Genomic DNA, 21,080 nt, shown 5'->3' with positions numbered 1-21,080 from the left:
CGCGACCGCCGCCCAGGCCGCGAGCCAGGCCGCCGCCGACCTGAGGTCCCTCCTTCAGCGGGATGGGAGGGCGGCGGCGAAGCGGGCGGTGATCCAGCGGGGGTCGGTGATCGCGGTGCCGACGACCACGCAGGACGCGCCCGCCTCGATCGCCGCGGACGCCGACGCGGGCGCGTGATAGCGGCCCTCGGCGACGATCAGCGCGCCAGGGAGCTCCTCGCGCAGCGCCCGGACCAGCTCCAGGTCGGGACCGTCCGGGGGCGGTCCGGGGGCCGTGTAGCCGGCGAGGGTCGTGGCGACCATGTCGGCGCCCGCCTCGGCGGCGGCGACGCCCTCGGACAGCGTCGCCACGTCCGCCATGAACAGCGCGCCCTCGTCGTGGACGGCCTTGATCGTCTCGGTGAGCGGACGGCCGTCCGGGCGCGGCCGGGACGTGGCGTCGGCCGCGACGACGTGCGCCCCCGCCCGGACGACGGAACGGGCCGCCTCGACGGTCGGCGTGATGAACACGCCGCCGGTGCCGTCCTTGGTCAGGCCGATGACCGGGACGTCCACGGCGGCGGCGATGGCGGCGACGTCGGGCGTCCCGCCGACCCCGCCGCAGCGGATCGCGGCGGCGCCGCCCCCGGCGGCGGCCTCCGCCATCCGGACGAGCGCGGCGGTGTCGCGCAGCGGATGCCCGTCCGGGGCCTGGCAGGACACGATGAGCCGGCCGGTGACGGCGGCGGCGAAGGTCTCGGCGTTCAACGGGCGCTCCCGTGCGAGGTGGATCCGGCGTGCAGGGCCGCGCCGGCGAGCAGGGCCGCGCCGGCCAGCGGCGCGTCCGTGCCGAGCCGGGCGGGGACGATCGGGGTCGCGCGCAGCGGCGGCAGCGCCTCGGCCCGGAACGCGGCGGCGACGGCGTCCAGGTAGGGCGGGCCGATCTGCGCGACGCCGCCGCCGATCACGACGGCGTCGGGGTCGAGGACGGCGAGGAGCCCGGCCAGGGCGCGTCCCAGCAGCGTGCCGGCGCGCGGCGCGTCGCCGGTGGCGGCGATGGCGGGGCCGGACGCGACGGCCTCCAGGTGGTCGCGGCGCCCGCAGCCGCACGGCACCGGCCCCCGTTCGGGGACGAGCAGGTGCGCCAGTTCCCCGGCGGTGCCGTGCGCCCCGTGGTCGAGGTCTCCGCCGGTGGTCAGCGCGCCGCCGACGCCGGTCCCGACCGAGACGTGCAGGACCCGGTGGAAGCCGGTTCCGGCGCCCGCCTGTGCCTCGCCGTACGCCATGGCGCGGACGTCGTTGACCACGGTGACGGGCAGGCCGGTGAGGTCGGCGAGCGTCTCGCGGACCGGCGTCCCGGCCCAGCCGGGCAGGACGTCCGTCGCGGAGACGACGCGTCCGGTCGCCGGGTCGATCACGCCGGGCGCCCCCACCCCGAGCGCGCGGAGCGGACCGTCGGCGAGGCCGTCCAGCAGTCCGGCCGCGGCGGCGAGGACGGCGGGGCCTCCCCCGGCCGGGGTCGGGACGCGCCCGCGCCGCAGGACCGTTCCATCCGCGTCCACCAGCGCGGCGGCGATCTTCGTGCCGCCGATGTCGAGCGCGGCGAGCGTCCCGCCGCTCACAGCAGCCCGGCGGCGGCCAGCGTGCGGCGGACGTGCCCGGTCTCGGCGGCGTCCAGCTGGATCTGCGGCGGTGCGGTGACCGGGCAGTCGATGACGCCGCGCAGGTGCAGGGCGGCCTTGAACGAGCCGAGCGCCGACGACCCTCGCCCCATCCGGGTGGCGCCGCCGGCGTTGACGATGTCGAACAGGCGCAGCAGCCGCTCCTGCTCGGCGCGCGCCTCGTCCCAGCGGCCCTCGCGGCACAGCCGGTAGAGCCGGACGTACCCGTCGGGGTCGACGTTGCCGAGGCCGGGGACGACGCCGTGCGCGCCCATCGCGAGGGCCGAGTCGACGGTCAGCTCCGAGCCGGTCAGCACGCTGAACCCGCCGGTCCCCGCGTCGCGGAGGGCGACGAGCAGCCCGCGCAGCCCGCCCTCGTCGCCGCTGGAGTCCTTCACGCCGGCGAGGACGCCCTCCTCCGCGAGCCGCAGCAGCATCGCCGCGTCCAGCTTGGAGTGCACGGACACCGGCAGGTCGTAGGCGTAGACGGGGACCGGGACGGCGGCGGCGACGCGGCGCAGGTGCGCCTCGATCTCCGCCGGATGGGTGCGGGTGTAGAACGGCGCGGTCGCGACGACGCCGTCGCAGCCGAGCTCGGCGGCGGCGCGGGCGTGCTCGATGACCCGCAGCGTGGTCATGTCGATCGCGCCGGCGAGCACCGGGACCTGCCCGGCGACGTGCTTGACGACCGTCTCCAGCACCGTGCGGCGGTGCGCGTCGGGCAGGAACGCGACCTCGCTGGTGGAGCCGAGCACGAACAGCCCGTCGACGCCGGCGCCGACGAGGTGGTCGACGAGCCGTTCGAGGGACGCGGCGTCGACGTCCAGGTCGGGGGTCAGCGGCGTGCAGACCGGGGGGACGACGCCGGTGAGCGGCGGGGCGGCGGGTCCGGCGGGAGCGGCGGTCACGGGATCTCCTGGGAAACGGGGGAAAGGGCGAGGTCGGACGGGTCGGTGACGGGATGCAGGCAGCGGTAGGCGTGCCCGGCGTCGCCGGCCTCGGCGAACGCGGGCATCGCCTCGGCGCACTCCCCGGTGGCGCGCCAGCAGCGGGTGCGGAACGGGCAGCCGCTCGGCGGGTGGACGGCGGACGGGACGGGCCCGTCCAGCCGGATCGGCTCCATCGGGTCGAGGAGGCTCGGCGTGGCCGACAGCAGCGCCCGCGTGTACGGGTGGCGGGTGTCGCCGCGGGCGACGGCGGCGGCCGGGGCGTCCTCGACGATGCGGCCGAGGTACATGGTGACGACGCGGTCGGACATGCGCCGGACGGTCTGGATGTCGTGCGAGACGAACACCATCGACAGCCCGAGCCGGTCCTTGAGGTCGAGCATCAGGTTGAGGATCTGCGCGCGCACCGACACGTCGAGCGCGGACGTCGGTTCGTCGGCGACCAGCAGCGACGGTTCGAGCGCGAGCGCGCGGGCGATCGCGACGCGCTGCCGCTGCCCGCCCGACAGCTGCCCGGGGAGGGCGGCGGCGAGGTGCGGCGGCAGCCCGACCAGCGACATCAGCTCGCGGACGCGGGCGTCGCGTTCGGCGGGCGTGCCGCGCCGGTGCACGTCGAGCGGGTCGCGGAGGATCGCGCGGACGGGCAGCCGCCGGTTCAGCGCGGTCGCCGGGTCCTGGAAGACCATCCCGACGGACGAGCCGAGCCGCGCCGACCGCTCGCGGGACTTCAGCGCGCCGAGGTCGTCGCCCTCGAACAGCACCGTGCCCTCGGTGGGCCGGGCCAGCCCGACGAGCACCTTCGCGAGCGTGGACTTGCCGCAGCCGGACTCGCCGACGATCCCGACGGTCTCGCCGCGTCCGATGGCGAGGTCGGCGCCGGTCAGCGCGTGCACGACGGCGCGCCGCAGCGGGTTGCCGCCGCGCACCGGCAGCCGGACGTGCACGCCGCGCAGTTCCATGACGGGTGGGGTCATCGCGGTTCTCCCGCCTTGGCGGTGACGTGCGCTTCGGCCGCGCCGATCGGGTGGTGGCAGGCGAACGCGTGCCGGTGCGGCTCGCCGGACGCCTCGGGACGGGTCGTCGCGCACAGCTCGGTGGCGGCGGCGCAGCGGTCGGCGAACCGGCAGCCCGCCGGGAAGTGCGCGGGCGACGGGACGGTGCCGGGGATCTGCACGGGACGCGCGTCGGCCGCCTCCAGCGACACGACCGCGCCGAGCAGCCCGCGCGCGTAGTGGTGCCGGGCCGCCCCGACGACCTCGGAGGTGACGCCGGCCTCGGCGACCTGCCCGCCGTACATCACCACGACGCGGTCGGTGACGTCGGCGACGAGCGCGAGGTCGTGCGAGACGAGGATCAGCGCGAACCCGAGTTCGGCGCGCAGCCGCAGCAGCAGCCGCATGACGGCGGCCTGGACGGTGACGTCGAGCGCGGTGGTCGGCTCGTCGGCGACGACGAGCTTCGGGTCGCGGGACAGCGCCATCGCGATCAGCACGCGCTGCCGCTGCCCGCCGGACAGCTCGTGCGGGTAGGCGCGCAGCGTCCGGTCCGGGTCGAGGCCGACGAGGTCGAGCAGCTCGGCGGGGGTGCGGGTGCCGCCGCGCCGGGTGAGCTGGCGGAGCTGGGCGCGGATCGTCATCGCCGGGTTCAGCGACGACAGCGCGTCCTGGTAGATCATCGCCATGTCGTGGCCGAGCAGCGCGCGGCGCTGCTTGGCGGGCAGGGCGCGCAGGTCGCGGCCGTCGAACAGGAGCCGTCCGCCGACGCGGGCGCCGCGCGGCTCCAGCCCCATGATCGCGAGGCTGGTGAGGCTCTTGCCGCAGCCGCTCTCGCCGACGAGGCCGACGACCTCGCCGGGCCGCACCTCCAGCGACACCCGGTCGACGACGTCGACGTCGCCGTAGCGTCCGGGGAACCCGATGGTGAGGTCCTCGACGCGCAGCAGCGGTTCGCCGTCCGGAAGGGGGCGCGCCCGGTCGGCGAGGCGGCGTCCGGCCTCGCGCAGGTCGCCGTCCAGCTGGAGGGCCGGGGCTGAGGCCGGGACCGCGGCCGGCCGGGCGACGGTCGCGGCCGCGGTCCCGGAGTCGGGGGCCGCCTCGGTGTCGGAGCGGGCGGCGGGCGCGGCCCACGCGTCCGACACGCCCTCGGACAGGACGTTCAGCACGAGCACCGTGACCAGGATGAACAGGCCGGGGAAGAACGTCGCCCACCAGCCGCCCGCCAGCACGAGCGTCTTGCCGTAGGCGATGACGCTGCCCCACGACGGGTCCGGGTCCTGGACGCCGGCGCCGACGAACGACAGGCTCGCCTCGAACACGATCGCGTTGGCGACGACGATCGTGACGAACACCAGGATCGGCGCCGCGCAGTTGATCAGGACGTGCCGCCACAGGATGTGGCCGCGGCGGGCGCCGAGGACGCGTTCGGCGGCCACGTAGTCCTCGCCGTACTGCGACAGCACGTTGCCGCGCACGACCCGCGCGACCTGCGGGACGTACAGGAACGCGATCGTGCCGATCAGCACCGGCAGGCTCTTGCCGAACACGGTGACCAGCACGGCGGCGAGCGCGACGGCCGGGAACGCCATGATCACGTCGAGGCAGCGCATCACCGCCTCGTCCACGGCGCGGTGCGCGGTGGCGGCGACCGAGCCGAGCAGCGCCCCCGCGACGAGGGCGAGGAACGCGGCGCCGAGCCCGATCGCCAGCGACCAGCGCGCCCCGTACAGGACGCGGGCGAACACGTCGCGGCCGACGCGGTCGGTGCCGAACCAGTGGCCGCCGGACGGCGCCTGCCCCGCGACGCCGGTGGCCAGCGGGTCGTGCCGGGCGATCAGCGGCGCGGCGAGCGCCGCCACGACGATCACCAGCAGCACGCCCAGCGCGATCCGGGACGCGGGCCGCAGCCGCCGCCATCCCCGTAGCAGGACGGTCATCGCGTCGCTCCCTTCAGCCGCGGGTTCGCGAACAGGTACAGCACGTCCACGAGCAGGTTGACGACCAGGAACGTCAGCGCGATGCACAGCACGACGCCCTGCACGAGGGCGGGGTCGCCGGCGGTGACGCCCTGCATGATGAGGGTGCCGAGGCCGGGCAGCCCGAAGATCGCCTCGACCACGACGGCGCCGCTGAGCAGGTAGCCGATCTGCAGGCCGAGCACGGTCAGCGGGGTGATCAGCGCGTTGCGCAGCACGTTGCGGCCGACCACGACGACGCGGGGCAGCCCGCCGCCGATCGCGGTGCGCACGTAGTCGCGGTCGAGCTCCTCGACCATCGCGGTCCGCACGACCCGGGCCAGCAGCGACCCGACCGGGAACCCGACGGCGATCGCGGGCAGCGCGAGGCTGCGCAGCCAGCCGCCCACCGAGTCGCCGGGGTTGACGTACCCGCCGGTCGGGAACCAGCCGAACCGCAGCGCGAACCACTGGATCAGCAGGATGCCGAGCCAGAACGACGGCATGGCGACGCCGGCCATGGACAGCACCCGGATGGCCTGGTCGGGCCAGCGGTCCCGGAACAGCGCCGCGGTGACGCCGAGGACCACCGCGAACACCACGCCGACCAGCACCGCCAGCAGCGTCAGCTGGAGGGTGAGCGGGAACGCCGTCCCGATCGCGCCGGTGACGGGTCTGCTCGGCGGCGCGGTCAGCCCGAGGTCGCCGTGCAGCAGGTCGCCGAGGAACCGCACGTAGCGGACCGGCAGCGGGTCGGTGAGCCCGTGCGCGGCGGCGTAGGCGTGCCGCGCCTCGGGCGTCGCGCCCTCGCCGAGCGCGTTGTAGGCGGGGTCGTTCGGGGAGAAGCGCAGCACGACGAAGACGAACAGCGTGATCCCGAGCACCATCGGCACGAGGGTCAGCAGCCGTCCCAGCGCCATGCGCAGGATCGTTGCCATCCGGGTGGTGTCCCTTCTGCGGAATCCGGGACGGTCAGGAGCGGCCGACGTTCAGGAACGACAGCCCGGTGGTCGCCATCGGCCGGAAGCCCGGCAGCTCCTCGCCCTTCCAGCCGGTGTCGAGCTTGCGGTGGAAGATCGGGTACAGCGCGGCCTGCTCGGCGACGACGTCGATCGCCTGCCCCCACAGCGCCTTGCGCCGCGCGGCGTCGGCCTCGCGGGCGGCCTGGTCGAGCAGGTCGACGACCTTCTTCGCCTCGGGGGTGCCGGCGTTGTAGCTGCGGTGCTCGGGCCAGGTGCCGACGTAGAACCAGCGCATCAGCAGGTCGACGTCGTTGCCGAACACCGACGGGTCGCCGGGCGCGGCCATGACCTGGTACTTGCCGGTGTCGACGCGGTTGGCGTACTGCCCGCCGGACTGGCCGACGTTCAGCGTGGTCGCGACGCCGATCGCGTCCCAGCTCTGCTTGATCAGCGGCGCGCAGTCCTTGACGAAGTCGGTGTCGGTGGTGATCAGCTCGACCTTCAGCCCGCTGACCCCGGCCTGCTGCAGCAGCTGCTTCGCCTTGTCCGGGTCGTACCCGTAGACCGTGGAGGCCTTGACGTAGTCGGGGTGCCCGGCGGGCAGGAAGCTGGTCGCGGCGGCCGCGTTGCCGAGCAGCGCCGTCTTGATCAGCTTGTCGGTGTCGAGCGCGTAGTGCAGCGCCTGCCGCACCCGCACGTCGTCGAACGGCTTCACCTTGCAGTTGAACATCATGAACAGCAGGCCGAAGCTCTGCACCGCCTCGACGTCCGCGGACTTCTTCAGCTCGGCGGCGTTCAGGTACGGGACGGCCTCGATCGCCTGGACGCGTCCGGACTGCAGCGCAGTGACCCGGGCGGACGGGTCCGACAGCAGCAGCCAGGTCATCTTGGCGACCTTCGCGGGGCGCGGCCCGTTGTAGGCGTCGAACTTGGCGAACGACAGCCCGCCGGTGGCGCTCGCGGCGGTGAGCTTGAACGGCCCGGACCCGACCGGCAGCGCGTCGAACTTCTTCTGGTCCGCCTCGACGATCTTCTTCGGCACGATCCGGACGACCGCGAGCCGCTCGGAGAACAGCGCGAACGCGTACTTGAGCGTGAACTCGACGGTGCTGTCGTCGACCTTCTTGACCTTGTCCAGGAACGGCAGGAACTGCACGAACAGCGAGGCGTTCTTCGGGTCGAGGACGCGCTCGAAGCTGAACACGACGTCGTCGGCGGTGACCTTGGAGCCGTCGTGGAAGGTGGCGCCGTCGCGGATCCGCACCCGGTAGGTGGTGTCGTCCACCTTCTCCGGCGCGGCCTCGGCCAGCGCGTTGTAGGGCTGCCGGGTCACCGGGTCGAGGTCGACCAGCGACTCCAGCACGTGGAAGTTGGCGGCGACGGCGACGGCGCTGGACGACGTCATCGGGTCGAAGCCGCCGGAGAGGGCGTAGGCGAGCGCGGCCTGGATCGTGTCCTTGGAGCCGCCGGATCCGCCGGAGCCGGTGGAGGACGGGCCGCCGCACGCGGACACGCCGGCGGTGATCGCGGCGGCCGCGCCGAGGAGCCCGGTGTAGCGCAGGAAGTCGCGGCGGTGCAGGCCGCGGCCCGGCTGGAGATCGGTCACGTCGTCTCCTGGAAGGAAGGGGTGGGGCGGTCGCAGGGTAGGCGACCGCAGGTGGGAGGGGAGGTAGGACATCCAACGTCGTTCGTCGGTGTACCGTAGGCTCCGGCACCGGCCAGGTCAAGTGCCGGTCCCGATACCGATCGACGCGATGGGGAGCGTGAGCCGATGACCGCAGCTCGGACGCGGGGACGTGCGACGCGCGGCCGCAGCAGCCGCACCGAGGAGGTGCAGCAGGCGATCAAGCAGCTGATCCTGGAGCGCGGGCTGGCCTCGGGCGACCCGATGCCCACCGAGTTCGAGCTGGTCGAGGAGCTGGACGTCAGCCGCAACTCGCTGCGCGAGGCGCTCAAGGCGCTGCAGGCCGTCGGCATCGTGGAGATCCGGCACGGCTTCGGGATGTACGTCGGCAGCATGTCGCTCGGCGCCCTCGTCGACGAGCTGACCTTCCACGCCCGCATGTCCAAGCGGCAGGGCCGCGACGACCTCGCGCACCTGGTGGACGTCCGCGAGGTGCTCGAACGCGGCCTGGTCGAGCAGGTCATCGACCGCCACCTGCTGTCCGACACCACCGAGCTGGACGAGATCATGCGCCGGATGGACGCCGAGGCCGCGGCCGGCCAGGTGACCCCGGAGACCGACCGGCTCTTCCACGAGCTGCTGTACCGGCCGCTCGCCAACCCGATCGTCAACCAGCTGCTCGGCGCGTTCTGGGACGTCTACCGGACGCTGCAGCACGACCTCGCGCCCGTCCGGCAGGAGGCGGCGGACGTGGCGCAGCGGCACCGCGACATCTACGAGGCGCTGGTCTCCGGCGACCGCGGGGCGGCGGCCACCGCCATGGCGGCGCACTTCCGCGGCATCCGCGAGCGCCTCGGCACGGCCCGCGACGGCTCCGGCGCGTGACCGCCGCGCGGGCGCCGGGGCTTGACGGCCCCGGCGCCCGCGCCTACCTTCCTTCGCGACAGGACATCCTACGTCCCATGTCCAATGTGAAGGTGAGGCCATGCCCCGGTTCCACCCCGTCCCCGCCGCCGTCGCCGTTGCCGCGGTCACCGTGTTCGCCGCGACCGCCGTCCCCGCCACCGCCCGCGCCGCCCGCGCCGCCACCGGCCAGTCCGCGGTCGTCACCACCGACTGCACGTCCGGCCGCGTCCAGGAGACCGTCGTCAACCGGACGTCCTCCGCGACGACGTTCACGCTGACCTGGCCCGGCATGGGCACCTGGACGGCGAACGTCGCCGCCGGCGACAGCTCGCACTTCTACTTCACCAAGCCGTCCGGCACCGCCTACACGTTCCGCACCACCACGCCGCAGGGCCTCGACCAGACCGACACCGGCACCCTCGACTGCTCGGACGCCCTCACCGCCCGCGCCGCCATGGACTGCGGCGACCCGCACCGGCTGCGCCTGATCCTCGACAACCGCTCCCCCGCCGCCCGGACGTTCACGGTCGCCTGGCCGGGCCGGTCCGGCTCCCCGTGGTCGGTGAACGTCCCGGCGTCATCGGGCGACAACAGCCTCCAGTGGACGGTCCCGGACGGCACGCCCTACACGTTCCAGGTCTCATCGGGCGGCTGGAGCCGCACCGTCGCGGGCACGTCCGGCTGCGGCCTCGGCTCCGGCCGGCCCGGGATGAACGCCCAGAGCGTCCTGACGACGTCCACGGTCATCTCCGGGCTCGGCAAGGCGGCGAAGTCCGTGCGCATCCCCGCCCTCGCCGTCGCGAACGACGGCACGGTGATCGCCACGATGGACGCCCGCGTCGACGGCAGCTACGACCTCGGCGGCGGGACGAACGACATCCGGGTCGCGATGGTCCGCAGCACCGACGGCGGCGTGACGTTCTCCGCCCCGAAGATCATCGCGCAGGCGCCCACCACGTCCGAGGGCTACGGCGACCCGAGCCTGCTCGTCGACCGCACCACCGGAAAGATCTTCTGCTTCTTCACCTACTCCCCCGGGCCCGGCGTCGGCTACTACGGCTCCACCGCCGGCGACACCTCCGCGACCGCCACGACCAACACCCACATCCGCTACGTCACCTCGACCGACGGCGGCGCGACCTGGAGTGCGGCCACGGACCTCAACCCGCAGGTCCGCGACGCGGCCTGGGCCGGGATGTTCGCCTCGTCCGGCCACGGCGTCCAGCTGAACTCGGGACGCCTGGTCCAGCCGATCGTCTACCACGACTCGTCGGGCGACCACGCGTCCAACATCTACTCCGACGACCACGGCGCGACGTGGCACAACGGCACCACGGCGGGCACCGGCGTCAACGAGAACAAGATCATCCAGCGGTCGACGGGCCGCGTCGCGCAGAACATGCGCTCCAACGCGGGCGGCAACCGCTGGTACGCGACCGCCGCCGACGTCACCGCCGCCTACGGGACCGCCTGGAACAGCGGCCTGATCGACCCGGGCTGCAACGGCGACGAGATCTCCTACGCGCTGCCCTCGTCCGGCGCGCCGCCCCTGACGGGCACCGCCCTGCACAGCAACAACGCCGCCACCGGCCGCACCGACCTGACCGTCCGGCTGAGCAGGGACGACGGCTCCAGCTGGCCGCAGGAGGCGCTGCTCAAGCCGGGCACCGCCGGGTACTCGACGATGGCGGTCCTGGCCGACGGCTCGGTCGGCGACCTCTACGAGATCGGCGACACCGGCGGCATCGTCTTCACCCGCTTCACCCTCCCCTGGCTGGCCCCCTGACCACGCCTTTCGACCTCCGCCGAAACCGCCGTTGACCTGGACTTTCGGCAACACCTGCGCGGTTTCGGCGGAGGCGCCCCGGGGAGCCCGGCAATTATGAACAAATCCACCATTTCGACCACAGCGGGCGCCGTCGTCCTGGCGGCCGGCGCCCTGCTCCCCGTCAGCACCGCGCACGCGACCACGGCCCCGGAGCCCGGCGCCCCGGCGACCACCGAGCCGGGCGGCGAGACCCCGGGCGGCGGCGGCGACACCGGCGGCCCGGACACGGGAGCCCCCGACACCGGGAACCCCACCGACGGCGGCAGCCCCACGGACAGCGGCAGCCCGACCGACAGCGTCAGCCCCACCGACAGCGGCAGCCCCACGACCCCCGGCGGGAGCCCGACCGCCCCCGGCGCCACGACGCCGGCCCCGGGCGGCGGCGCACCCGCCAACCCCAAGGCCACGACCGTCACCGTCACGGAGAAGGAGTACTCGCTGAAGCTCTCCCAGACCACCTTCAAGGCGGGCCCGTACGTCTTCATCGCGAAGAACATCGGCACCATGCAGCACGCCCTGGCCATCTCCGGTCCGGGCATCACCAACGCGAAGGTGACCCCGGGGATCTCGCCCGGCCGGCAGGCCAAGCTGAACCTCAGCCTGCAGCCGGGCACGTACAAGCTCTGGTGCCCGATCGACGACCACCGCGCGCTCGGCATGCAGACCAAGATCACCGTGCCCGGCTCCGGCGGCGTCGTCCCGCCGGGCGGCCCGGCCCAGAGCCCGACGACCAGCCCCACGGAGAGCCCGACGGGCAGTCCCACCGAGAGCCCGGGCAGTCCCACCGAGAGCCCGGGCAGCCCGACCGAGAGCCCGCCGGAGAGCCCGACCGGCGCCCCGACGGGCACCCCGACCGGCAGCGGCGCCCCCGGCGGCTACTGAGCCCGCCCGTGGCGTGCCGCCCGCTCGAAGGGGCGGCACGCCGCACCTCAACGCGGCTCGCGGACCGCCTCGCGGAGGATGCGGACGGCCTTCGGACCGACGCCGTGCATCGCCAGCAGTTCGGCGTCGGTCAGGGCGGCCACCTGGGCGAGCAGGGTGATGCCCGCGCCGGCGAGGGCCCGGGTGGCGGGCCCGCCGATGGCCTTCGGCAGGTCGCCGACCTCACCGGGTCTCGCCGCGTCCCCGGCGGCCACGCGCGCCGCCAGCCGCTCCGGCGCCTGCGCGAGCCAGGCGCGCCGCACCCAGTGGTTGAGCTGCTGGCCGTTGACATCGCCGATCGGGACGCGCACGCCGTCCGCCGCACCGCGCGCCGTCGGATGCGCGGCGAGGACGCCGTCCACATCGGGCGCCGGGAGCCGGAGTTCCACCAGGCCGTCGTCGCCCACCGACGCGAACCGCTTCTCCCGCACCGTGAAGGCGACGGTTCCCGAGCCGATGACCTGCTCGGCGGTCTCGGGATAGGAAAGGGCGGCCTTGCGAAGCTGGGCGAGCGTCGTCATGGACCCAACCTAGTTGGGCCGGTGCGACGGCTCAGCCTTCCGGATAGAAGAGGAACAGGGTGCAGCCGGTCGTCGTCTGCGGGACGTGCGAGGAGCCCGCGGGCGCGTGGATGAACGAGCCGGCCGGGTAGTCGCGCTCGCCGTCGTTGAAGACGCCCGAGACCACGAAGACCTCCTCGGGCCCCGGCTCATGGACGTCCACGCCCTCCCAGCACGTGCCCGCGTCCATCTCCAGCACGAAGGCCTTCGCGCCGCCGTCCCCGCTCCACAACGGGCGCAGGCGGATTCCCGGAAAGAGCTCGCGCACCGGAGCGTCCTGGACGGAGGACCACGCGTAACCAAGATCTGTCGTCATGGCACCCACCCTGGCGACGGCGCCACCGCCCCGCCGAGTGTCTGGAAAGACATCCTGCGGTACTTTCAGGCCATGCACCGTGTGGTCGCGCTCGTCCGCCCGCCGCAGTCGACCTTCGAGCTCGGCTGCGCGGCCCAGGTCTTCGGGATCGAGCGTGCCGGGCTCCCGACCAGGTACGACTTCGGCGTCTGCACCGAGCACCCCGGCCCCGTCAGCACCCTCGCCGGCTTCGACATGCTCGTCACCACCGGCCTGCAAGCCCTCGACGAAGCGAAGACCGTGATCGTCCCCGGCTGGCTGCCCACCACGGAGCCGCCCTCCCCCGCCGTCGTGGAGGCCCTGCGCCGCGCTCACTCCCGCGGGGCCCGCATCGTCAGCATCTGCTCGGGCGCCTTCGCCCTGGCGCACGCCGGCCTCCTCGACGGCCGCCGCGCCACCACCCACTGGGCGCAGGCCGACGAGTTCGCCGCGCGCTTCCCCCACGTCCAGCTGGACCCGGACGTCCTGTACGTGGACCACGGCGACGTGGCCACGAGCGCAGGCGCCGGCGCCGGGTTCGACCTCTGCCTGCACCTGGTCCGCAACGACCAGGGCGCCCGCTACGCCGCGCACGTCGCCCGGACCATGGTCATGCCGCCGCACCGCGAGGGCGGCCAGCTGCAGTACTCGTCCCCGCCCCACCCCGCCCACATCGACGACACCCTCGCGCCCCTCCTCGATTGGGTCACCGCCCGCCTCGACGAGCCCGTGACCATCGAGACCATGGCCGCGCACGCGGGCGTCTCCCCCCGCACCCTCACCCGCCGTTTCACCGACCAGCTCGGCACCAGCCCCGGCCAATGGCTCCTCGCCCAGCGAATCGCCGCAGCCCAGGACCTCCTGGAATCCACCGACCTCCCCTTGAACGCCATCGCCCGCCGGGTAGGCCTCTCCTCCGCCACCAACCTCCGCCGCCGCTTCCTGAACGCCCTGGCCACCACCCCAGGCGCCTACCGCCGCGCCTTCCGCACCACCCCCGCAGAATGAGGTCCCGAGCCGAACTCGCCATCCCCATAAAGGTCGACCCTTAAGATTTACCCTCAAACCACCCATACCCTATGATCGATGATCATCCCGGCTCCCCGCCCCCGCCGATCGTCCCTTTGAACGCGGCAGCATGCGGCCTTCCGGGGTTTGGACGAAGAGAAGTCCGCTCACGAGGAAACGGAGCGCGTCATGACGAAGATCGTCGGGCTTGTCCTCGCACTCGTCCTCGGGGCGCTCGCGCTGCTCGCAATGTTCGTACCGGCACGCTACTCGGAACCGAACAGCCCCGGCCATGACAGCCACTTCTGCCCGGTCGCGCCTTTCTACGATTCCAAATCCTTTATCGATGACCTGACTCCCGACTCCCTCTCCCACGACTCCGCTGAAATCGCCGCCGCCGAATGCTCGCGCAAACTGGATGGTCGAGTGCGCATTGCGGTCAGCGCGACGGCGATCGGGTTCATCGCCTTCGTCCTGTATGCTTGGGCCGCCCTCAGGGAATTGACACTACGAACGTCATACCTTGACAGAACTCAGGCCGACCTGAAGCGTTCCCTGCAACAACAGGGCCAGCGCGGCAACGCGAAAGACGATCAGTAGCACCACTCGATACGAGCAGGGCGGACGAGTCGGCCTGTAAGCCGGGTTCTGTGCCCGCCCCGGAGGGCGGGTGACGGCCATCCATCTCGGACCGCCGTTGCCGGCGGCCTCCAGCGGTCTACCCGCAGGCTCGGGCGGGCCGCCCTCAGGCACCTGCGCGGGGCCTCTTGCGGGGCCCCTTCTTGACCTTGCTCCGGGTGGGGTTTACCGAGCCGCCCACGTCACCGTGGGCGCTGGTGAGCTCTTACCTCACCGTTTCACCCTTACCACCGGCGGAACCGGTGGCGGTCTGCTTTCTGTGGCACTGTCCCGCGGGTCACCCCGGGTCGGCGTTACCGACCACCCTGCCCTGTGGAGCCCGGACTTTCCTCGACGGGGATCGCTCCCCGACGCGGCCGTCCGGCCGGCTCGTCCGCCGTACACAGAACTCTAGCGGGTCGGTCAGCGTTCCAGGTGATGGGCGTCGTTGAAGGAGCGCAGGCTCGCCGGGCCGTCGGCGTACCAGTCGATCGCGGTGAGGGACGCGACGTCCAGGTGCATCCGGTACAGCGCCTTCATCGGGGCGCCGAGGGCGTCCTTGACCAGCAGCTTGATCGGCGTGACGTGCGAGACGACCAGGACCGTCTGCTGCCGGTTGCGGACCTTCAGCTTGTCCAGGGCGGTGCGGACGCGGCGGGACACCTGCGCGAAGCTCTCCCCGCCGGGCGGCGCGGCCTCCGGGTCGGCGAGCCACGCCTTCATCTCGGCCGGCCAGCCCTTGCCGGCCTCGGCGAACGTCAGGCCCTCCCAGTCGCCGAAGGCGGTCTCGCGGAAGCCGTCCTCGACGCGGACGTCCAGGCCGGTGACGGCGGCGACCTCGGCGGCGGTGTCGCGGCAGCGCGCCAGCGGCGAGGTGACGATCGCCTCGAGGCCGCGGTCCTTGAGGGCGAGCGCGGCGGCGCGGGCCTGGGCGAGGCCGGTGGTGGTCAGCGGGACGTCGTTCGTCCCGGCGAAGCGCTTCTCCACGGACAGGGGCGTCTCGCCGTGCCGCAGCAGGATCGTCCGGGTGGGGGTGGACGAGACGGGCGGCGGCCCCGGGGACTCCTCCCGCGGGGGCTCCTCGACCTTGCGCGACCACTGCTCGCCGCGCGCCGCCGCGTCCATCGCCTCGTTGGCGAGCCGGTCGGCGTGCGCGTTGCGGTTGCGCGGGATCCACCCGTAGGACACGGACCCGAGGCCCTCGGCGACCTCCCGCGCCCGCAGGGCGAGGGGGATCATGTCCGGGTGCTTGATCTTCCAGCGGCCGGACATCTGCTCCACGACGAGCTTGGAGTCCATCCGCACCTCGACCCGCGCGGACGGGTCGATCCCCGCCGCGGCCGTCAGCCCGGCGATCAGCCCCCGGTACTCGGCGACGTTGTTGGTCGCCATCCCGATCGACTCGGCGACCTCCGCCAGCACCTCGCCGGTCAGCGCGTCGCGGACGAGGGCCCCGTACCCGGCCGGGCCCGGGTTGCCCCGGGACCCGCCGTCCGCCTCGACGATCAGCTTCACAGGCCCGACTCGGGGGTGCGGACGAGGATGCGCCGGCACTCCTCGCAGCGGACGACCTCGTCCTCGGCGGCCGCCCGGATCCGGTTCAGGTCGACGGTGTTGAGCGCCAGATGACAGCCCTGGCAGGCGCCGCGGAACAGCTTCGCCGCGCCGACGCCGCCGAACTGGCCGCGCAGCTTCTCGTAGAGGCCGAGCAGGTCGTCCGGGACGTCCTTGGCGACGGCGGTGCGGGCGGCGCCGGTCGTGCCGTTCTCCTCGTCGATCTCCTTCAGCGTGGCGTCGCGGCGCGCGACGACCGCGGCGAGCTCCTCCTGCGCCGCGGTCTGGTCGGCGCGCAGCGCGGCGACGCGGCCGTCGGCCTCCTCGATCCGCTCCATGATCTCCAGCACGACCTCCTCGAGGTCGGACTGGCGGCGGTGCAGCGACTCGATCTCGGCCTGCAGGCCGCTGAGGTCCTTGGCGGAGGTGACCTGCCCGGAGTCCAGGCGCTGCTGGTCCCGCTCGGCGCGGCTGCGGACCTGGTCGACGTCCTGCTCGGCCTTCTTCTGCTCCCGCGCCAGGTCGCCGGCGTCGGTCTCGGCCGCCACGATCGCGTCGCGCAGCTCGGCGAGCCGGCCCTCCAGCCGCTCGATCTCGGCCAGCTCCGGCAGCGTCCGGCGGCGGTGCGCCAGCCGGTCCAGCGAGCTGTCCAGGTCCTGCAGGTCGATCAGGCGAAGCTGGGCTTGCGGTGCGGCTTTCACTGTTCTCCTTCTGCGTGAAGGCTCCACGCGTCGGTGACGAGCGTGGACACCCGTGTCTCCAACTTGCCCGCTTCGGGTGCGGCGGCGGCCAGGCGGCGCGCGGCGTCCGCCAGCCAGGGCCATTCCGTCGCCCAGTGCGCGGCGTCCACCAGCGCCGGGCCGCCGTGCTCGGCGAACTCCGACGCGGGATGGTGCCGCAGGTCGGCGGTGAGGTACGCGTCGACGCCCGCCGCGCGGACGGTGTCGAGGAGGGAGTCGCCGGCGCCGCCGCAGACCGCGACCGTCCGGACGGCGCGGTCCGGGTCGCCCGCGGCGCGCAGCCCCCACGCGGTGGACGGCAGCCCCGCCGCGGCCCGCCGGGTGAACTCCCGCAGCGTGACCGGCGCGTCCAGCTCCCCGATCCGGCCGAGGCCGCGGCGCGGATCGTCGGCGGCCGGGACGATCGGGCGCAGCTCGCCGGTGAGCCCGACGGCCCGCGCCAGCGCGTCCGAGACCCCCGGATCGGCGACGTCGGCGTTGGTGTGCGCGGTGTGCAGCGCGACCCCGTTCGCGATCATCCGGTGGACCAGCCGGCCCTTCGGCGTCGTCGCGGCCACCGAGTGCACCCCGCGCAGCAGCAGCGGATGGTGGCACACGACCAGGTCGGCGCCCCACTCCAGCGCCTCGTCGATCACCGCGGCGACCGGGTCGACCGCGAGCAGCACCCGCCGGACCTCCTGGTCGGGGTCGCCGCAGACCAGGCCGACCGCGTCCCAGGGCTCCGCCCACGACGGCGGGTAGAGCTCGTCGAGAGCCGCGATGACATGGGATAGGCGCACGTCCCGCAGGCTACCGCGCCGAGCCGCTCCCAACGAGCCACCGAGCGTCACCGGGAGGCTCCGCGGTCTGAAACGATGGGCCGGGGAACGTCCGCAGAAGGGAGAGCGCCATGTCGGCTTCCGGGTTCGCCTCGGCACCGGAGCCCGCGTCCGGATTCGCCCTGGCATCGGAGCCCCGCCCCGGGTTCGTCCCGGCGCCGGAGCCCGCCGCAGACCGCCCGCACATGCCCGGTTACGGGATCCGGGGGCCCGCCGAGGGGAGCGGCCTGCTCCCCTGGTCGTGGGCCGTCGAGCGGCTCCGCGCCGCCCGCAACTTCTGGCTGTGCACCGTCCGGCCGGACGGCCGCCCGCACGCGATGCCGGTGTGGGGCGCCTGGTCCGGGGAGGCGCTGATGTTCAGCAGCAGCGTCCCGTCCCGCAAGATGGTGAACCTGCGGGCGAACCCGCAGGTCGTCGTCGCCACCGAGGAGGCCGAGAACCCCGTCGTCCTGGAGGGCCGCGCCGAGGTCGTCACCGAGCCCCGGGACCTGCAGCGCTTCATCGACCTGGTCAACTCCAAGTACGCGACCCGCTATCGTGTCGATTTCCTGGACCCGGAGGTGAACGCGACCGTCGCGGTGCGGCCACAGAAGGCGTTCGGGCTGCGTCAGGGAGATTTCACCGGTTCTCCCACCCGGTGGTCGTTCGGAGGCTGAACGCCCGCCGGGATCAATCTGGAGGCTCGTCGCGTTGGAGTCTGTGTGAAGTCACCGTTTCGCCGCCGCAAGCGCGTCAAGGGGCGCCCGATGGGCAACCGTCCCGAGCAGGCCGGTCACGAGCCCGTCGACTGGCCCACGGAGGGCACCGGCCGGTCGACGCTGATGGGCGCCATCCGCGGCGACGGCGAGACCGGCGCCGGCTTCGGCGGCGGCATGTTCGAGGACCTCGCGTCGGCGTTCGAGGGGTCCAAGAAGGTCAAGCAGGAGGAGCAGCAGCGGCAGAAGGTGCTGCGCCAGGACGACCACGAGCAGGCCGGGGACGGCTCCGCCCGCGACGACCTGGACTCCGGCAAGATCAGGATCCGCCGCAACGGCCCGATCACGCCGCCCGCAACCGACTGAGTTGTCCGGTTCGGGTCGAACATAGGTTCGAATTCCGGGTTATCGTGGACGCGTGAGCACCTACGTTCCGCCCGGCTGGCCCTCGCAGGTGCATCCACCGGGCACCGACCGCTTCGAGGACACGGCTCTGAGCTGGCTGCTGGAGCTCGTCCCGCCCGAGTACCGGCGCTACGGCGTCCTGCGCCGGTACCCGATCGCGCTCGCGCGGATGGCGCGGCACCACGTCAACGCGTCCGTCGAGGCCGCCCGCGAGGGGTTCCGCTCGGCCCGCGTCGATCTCGCGGTCCTCGTCCCGCCGCACGGCGTCGAGGCCGTCCTGGAGGCCTACCGCCGCGAGGGGGCCCGCCTCGTCTCGCTCCTCCAGGCCATCGAGCTGGTCGAGACGGCCCTGCGCGCCCAGGCCGAACCCGACGACCCCGCCCACCGCCGCCCCTTCACCCCCAAACTCTGACCCCGCCATTCCCGCAGATCACTCACAAAGCACGCACCACCGCGCGGCATCAAAAGAGTGAAGCGCCAATGACCGTCTATGCGCCGTCCTTACGCGCCACTACACTCTCCTGACAACTCTCGTTCCCCCGAGCCACGAGACGAGTCAATGCGCCCACCTCCCGAACTCAAGGAAGTGCACGCCGAGCTGTCCCGAGCCCGGATAACGACCGTGAAGGCCGGCGGCCTGGTCACAGCGGAGATCGACGGGAACGGCCGGCTCCTGGACCTCAGCATCGACACGACCCGCCTGGACGCGGCCGGGCTCCGGCTCATCGAGGCGGGCATCGTGGAAGCCGTCAACGAAGCCGAAGACCGCTCCGCCGCCCTCGCGGAACGCCTTTACGACCGCATGTTCGGCGACGAGTAGCCGTGGGGAGCCAGTGACCTTGAGACCTCCCATGAACGCCGGCGCGCGAGCCCACGCCGAGCAACGGCTGGCCGAACTCGACGCGGCGGAACGGCGAATGCGCGAGATCGAGCAGGCGGCGGCCGACTACGCGAATCAACTGTCCGGCCTGGACGCCGAGCAGCGGTATGTGCGGATTGCACAGAAGATCCGCCCCGGGCTCGGCACGATCGAGGTGGACGGCGACGGCCGCCTTCTCCGCCTCTCGCTCGACCGCGATGCCCTCGCGACGTCCGACCGGAATTCCCTCGGCCGCAGGATCCTCGAAGCCCTCGCGGCCGCGCGTGCCGAGGCGAGCGCCCAGTACAAGCAGGAAGCGGCCGGCATCGCCCGCCGCAACCGCGTCTGACCGGAAAGAGGGCCCCAGCATGAGCGCACCCAGACCACGCCCGAGGCCCGGTCGAAGTGGCGGAGGCACGAACTCCGGTCCCGGCGGCGCGGCCACCGGCCTCGAGCAGCCGCAGGAAGGCCCCACCGTTCCGGGCATATTGATCGATGTCGCCAGTTCGGTGCTGCTGGGCACGGAGGTCTTGAAGGCCTACAAAGAACTGCAGCGGATGAAACCCGACCCCGCAGCCGTGCGGAAGGCCGCGGAGAAGTGGTATCAGGCTTCGGCGCACTACCACGACTCGATCGATCCGATGAAGATCTCGTACATCCAGCTCGGCGGCTACTGGAGCGGCCGGGCCTTCGCGGCCTATCAGCAGTACATGGACGGGGTCGCCATATCCACCGCAGACAATAACGCGAAGGTCCTTCAGGCCATCGGAGACGCCTTGGTCGACCTGCACAACCAGGTCGTCGACCAGTACAACGAGGGCATGAAGGAGTACATGGAGACCCTCCAGAAGGCCATCGAATACCACAAGGAACTGGAGACGCAGAAGGGCGACGTGGACAGCGCGGCATGGGCCGCGCTCCACGGAATACTCAGCATCTGGATCGGCAACGTCAACTCCAGGAAGAAGAATCTGGCCTACATCTGCAACAAGGAGGCCGGCGCGATGCAGGCACTGCACGGCCAGATTCTCCAGCTCCAGGCTCCGGCGAGGATGCCCTCGATCGCCTCTGACAAGGGCAAGTGGACCTATGGCTGACATGCGCCGCGAGTCCCGGCAACGCCCTGGCCCCAGGAAGCGCGCACACGAGGTCGTCCTCGCTCTGATCGCCGGTGGATCCCTTGTGGCCGGCTGCTCGGGCGGCGCCGCCGTAGACACCGGTTTCATCAGGACCGGGGCTGTCGCTCCCGACGCGTGCACCCTGATCAACGCATCCCTGGCCCAGGAACTGGTGGGAGATCACACCCTGACGCCGGCGCAGAGGACGGCCGGTTCCAGTGGCTGCAGTTGGCAGGCGCCATTGTCCACGGAACTTTCAAAAACGAGTGGGCTGCTCAACGTTTCCGTCGTGACGGAGACGTTGCGGCGTGCCGGATCCGAGAAGTACGGCGAGGCCAAGACGACCTACCACGGTCTGCAGGACGATGAAGACTGCTCCAAGCTGTCCACTTCTGCCGACGAAGCCTGCTGGCAGAAGGGCCCAGAATCCCTGAGCGTCCTCGTCCGTCAGGGATACACGGTCCTCAAGGCCGACTACACCGCCACGGACTCCTCGGCCCTCAAGGAACAGAACATGGAGAACACGGCGAAGTCCCTCGCGAACGAGATGATCTCGCATCTGCACTCATGACCTGGGCTCCAGCGAGGAGGAT

General features: G+C 72.9%; 24 protein-coding genes and 1 other RNA gene. 12 read left to right on the top strand and 13 right to left on the bottom strand.

The window, feature by feature from the left end; genetic code table 11:
* Window positions 1-54 precede the first annotated feature (54 nt).
* The 7 genes from AB0C78_RS20710 to AB0C78_RS20680 are packed head-to-tail and all read right to left on the bottom strand — an operon-like array spanning window position 55 to window position 8,105.
* Complete coding sequence (locus AB0C78_RS20710; protein WP_360750225.1) at window positions 55-747, bottom strand: putative N-acetylmannosamine-6-phosphate 2-epimerase; 693 nt, start codon at window positions 745-747, stop codon at window positions 55-57.
* Entirely contained in the window at window positions 744-1,601 is an 858-nt protein-coding gene (locus AB0C78_RS20705; protein WP_360750223.1) for an ROK family protein, read from the bottom strand. The genes AB0C78_RS20710 and AB0C78_RS20705 overlap by 4 nt, the downstream gene beginning before the upstream one ends.
* On the bottom strand, window positions 1,598-2,548 hold the full coding sequence (locus AB0C78_RS20700) for a dihydrodipicolinate synthase family protein (protein WP_360750221.1): 951 nt from the start codon (window positions 2,546-2,548) through the stop codon (window positions 1,598-1,600). Before AB0C78_RS20700 ends, AB0C78_RS20705 begins: the two co-directional genes overlap by 4 nt.
* Window positions 2,545-3,561: an ABC transporter ATP-binding protein gene (locus tag AB0C78_RS20695; RefSeq protein WP_360750219.1), complete on the bottom strand. Its 1,017-nt coding sequence runs from the start codon at window positions 3,559-3,561 to the stop codon at window positions 2,545-2,547. The genes AB0C78_RS20700 and AB0C78_RS20695 overlap by 4 nt, the downstream gene beginning before the upstream one ends.
* Window positions 3,558-5,519, bottom strand: a complete 1,962-nt coding sequence (locus AB0C78_RS20690; RefSeq protein WP_360750217.1) for a dipeptide/oligopeptide/nickel ABC transporter permease/ATP-binding protein — start codon at window positions 5,517-5,519, stop codon at window positions 3,558-3,560. Before AB0C78_RS20690 ends, AB0C78_RS20695 begins: the two co-directional genes overlap by 4 nt.
* Window positions 5,516-6,475, bottom strand: coding sequence for an ABC transporter permease (locus tag AB0C78_RS20685; RefSeq protein WP_360750215.1), 960 nt, complete (start codon window positions 6,473-6,475; stop codon window positions 5,516-5,518). Before AB0C78_RS20685 ends, AB0C78_RS20690 begins: the two co-directional genes overlap by 4 nt.
* Window positions 6,476-6,509: 34 nt before the next feature.
* Window positions 6,510-8,105 (bottom strand): ABC transporter substrate-binding protein, encoded by a 1,596-nt coding sequence (locus AB0C78_RS20680; RefSeq protein WP_360750213.1) that lies wholly within the window; start codon window positions 8,103-8,105, stop codon window positions 6,510-6,512.
* Between the two features lie 165 nt (window positions 8,106-8,270).
* Between AB0C78_RS20680 and AB0C78_RS20675 the strand changes: the two genes are divergently transcribed.
* The 3 genes from AB0C78_RS20675 to AB0C78_RS20665 all read left to right on the top strand — a co-directional run bounded on the left by AB0C78_RS20675 (window position 8,271) and on the right by AB0C78_RS20665 (window position 11,739).
* On the top strand, window positions 8,271-9,008 hold the full coding sequence (locus AB0C78_RS20675; protein ID WP_360750211.1) for an FCD domain-containing protein: 738 nt from the start codon (window positions 8,271-8,273) through the stop codon (window positions 9,006-9,008).
* Window positions 9,009-9,108: 100 nt separating this feature from the next.
* Window positions 9,109-10,815, top strand: coding sequence for a sialidase family protein (locus tag AB0C78_RS20670; protein ID WP_360750209.1), 1,707 nt, complete (start codon window positions 9,109-9,111; stop codon window positions 10,813-10,815).
* Window positions 10,816-10,911: 96 nt separating this feature from the next.
* A complete protein-coding gene (locus AB0C78_RS20665; protein WP_360750207.1) occupies window positions 10,912-11,739 on the top strand; it encodes a hypothetical protein in 828 nt (275 codons plus the stop codon).
* Between the two features lie 47 nt (window positions 11,740-11,786).
* Here the strand turns inward: AB0C78_RS20665 and AB0C78_RS20660 are convergent, their stop codons facing one another.
* Both AB0C78_RS20660 and AB0C78_RS20655 read right to left on the bottom strand, forming a co-directional pair.
* A complete protein-coding gene (locus AB0C78_RS20660) occupies window positions 11,787-12,299 on the bottom strand; it encodes a hypothetical protein (protein WP_360750205.1) in 513 nt (170 codons plus the stop codon).
* Between the two features lie 31 nt (window positions 12,300-12,330).
* Window positions 12,331-12,654: a cupin domain-containing protein gene (locus AB0C78_RS20655; protein WP_360750203.1), complete on the bottom strand. Its 324-nt coding sequence runs from the start codon at window positions 12,652-12,654 to the stop codon at window positions 12,331-12,333.
* A 72-nt stretch (window positions 12,655-12,726) separates the two neighbouring features.
* Between AB0C78_RS20655 and AB0C78_RS20650 the strand changes: the two genes are divergently transcribed.
* Window positions 12,727-13,680, top strand: coding sequence for a helix-turn-helix domain-containing protein (locus AB0C78_RS20650; protein ID WP_360750201.1), 954 nt, complete (start codon window positions 12,727-12,729; stop codon window positions 13,678-13,680).
* Window positions 13,681-13,869: 189 nt separating this feature from the next.
* A complete protein-coding gene (locus AB0C78_RS20645) occupies window positions 13,870-14,280 on the top strand; it encodes a hypothetical protein (protein WP_360750199.1) in 411 nt (136 codons plus the stop codon).
* 21 nt (window positions 14,281-14,301) lie between these two features.
* Here AB0C78_RS20645 and rnpB read toward each other — a convergent pair.
* The 4 genes from rnpB to AB0C78_RS20625 all read right to left on the bottom strand — a co-directional run bounded on the left by rnpB (window position 14,302) and on the right by AB0C78_RS20625 (window position 17,371).
* An RNA gene (gene rnpB / locus AB0C78_RS20640) (RNase P RNA component class A) lies at window positions 14,302-14,691 on the bottom strand.
* 30 nt (window positions 14,692-14,721) lie between these two features.
* Entirely contained in the window at window positions 14,722-15,813 is a 1,092-nt protein-coding gene (locus AB0C78_RS20635) for a bifunctional RNase H/acid phosphatase (protein WP_360750197.1), read from the bottom strand.
* Window positions 15,810-16,553: a C4-type zinc ribbon domain-containing protein gene (locus tag AB0C78_RS20630; RefSeq protein ID WP_360750195.1), complete on the bottom strand. Its 744-nt coding sequence runs from the start codon at window positions 16,551-16,553 to the stop codon at window positions 15,810-15,812. Before AB0C78_RS20630 ends, AB0C78_RS20635 begins: the two co-directional genes overlap by 4 nt.
* Window positions 16,550-17,371: a Nif3-like dinuclear metal center hexameric protein gene (locus tag AB0C78_RS20625; protein WP_360750193.1), complete on the bottom strand. Its 822-nt coding sequence runs from the start codon at window positions 17,369-17,371 to the stop codon at window positions 16,550-16,552. Before AB0C78_RS20625 ends, AB0C78_RS20630 begins: the two co-directional genes overlap by 4 nt.
* A 110-nt stretch (window positions 17,372-17,481) precedes the next feature.
* Here AB0C78_RS20625 and AB0C78_RS20620 point away from each other — a divergent pair, with 110 nt between their 5' ends.
* The 7 genes from AB0C78_RS20620 (at window position 17,482) to AB0C78_RS20590 (ending at window position 21,058) form a co-directional block, all read left to right on the top strand.
* Complete coding sequence (locus tag AB0C78_RS20620; protein ID WP_151541406.1) at window positions 17,482-18,066, top strand: pyridoxamine 5'-phosphate oxidase family protein; 585 nt, start codon at window positions 17,482-17,484, stop codon at window positions 18,064-18,066.
* 45 nt (window positions 18,067-18,111) lie between these two features.
* Complete coding sequence (locus tag AB0C78_RS20615; RefSeq protein ID WP_360750191.1) at window positions 18,112-18,471, top strand: DUF6191 domain-containing protein; 360 nt, start codon at window positions 18,112-18,114, stop codon at window positions 18,469-18,471.
* 52 nt (window positions 18,472-18,523) lie between these two features.
* Window positions 18,524-18,922 (top strand): hypothetical protein, encoded by a 399-nt coding sequence (locus AB0C78_RS20610; protein ID WP_360750189.1) that lies wholly within the window; start codon window positions 18,524-18,526, stop codon window positions 18,920-18,922.
* A 147-nt stretch (window positions 18,923-19,069) separates the two neighbouring features.
* Complete coding sequence (locus AB0C78_RS20605) at window positions 19,070-19,330, top strand: YbaB/EbfC family nucleoid-associated protein (RefSeq protein ID WP_360750187.1); 261 nt, start codon at window positions 19,070-19,072, stop codon at window positions 19,328-19,330.
* Window positions 19,331-19,361: 31 nt separating this feature from the next.
* Window positions 19,362-19,718: a YbaB/EbfC family nucleoid-associated protein gene (locus AB0C78_RS20600; protein ID WP_360750185.1), complete on the top strand. Its 357-nt coding sequence runs from the start codon at window positions 19,362-19,364 to the stop codon at window positions 19,716-19,718.
* A 19-nt stretch (window positions 19,719-19,737) separates the two neighbouring features.
* The gene (locus AB0C78_RS20595; RefSeq protein WP_360750183.1) at window positions 19,738-20,466 is read left to right on the top strand and encodes a WXG100 family type VII secretion target; all 729 of its coding nucleotides are present in this window, start codon (window positions 19,738-19,740) and stop codon (window positions 20,464-20,466) included.
* Window positions 20,459-21,058, top strand: a complete 600-nt coding sequence (locus AB0C78_RS20590; protein ID WP_360750181.1) for a hypothetical protein — start codon at window positions 20,459-20,461, stop codon at window positions 21,056-21,058. Before AB0C78_RS20595 ends, AB0C78_RS20590 begins: the two co-directional genes overlap by 8 nt.
* Window positions 21,059-21,080 lie beyond the last annotated feature (22 nt).

Origin of the sequence: Actinomadura sp. NPDC048394 (genome assembly GCF_040651755.1) — a bacterium.
GTDB classification, from domain to species: Bacteria; Actinomycetota; Actinomycetes; order Streptosporangiales; family Streptosporangiaceae; genus Spirillospora; species Spirillospora montaniterrae.
The sequence above is the reverse complement of the archived record's forward strand: the minus strand, read 5'-3'. Positions and strand labels throughout refer to the sequence as shown.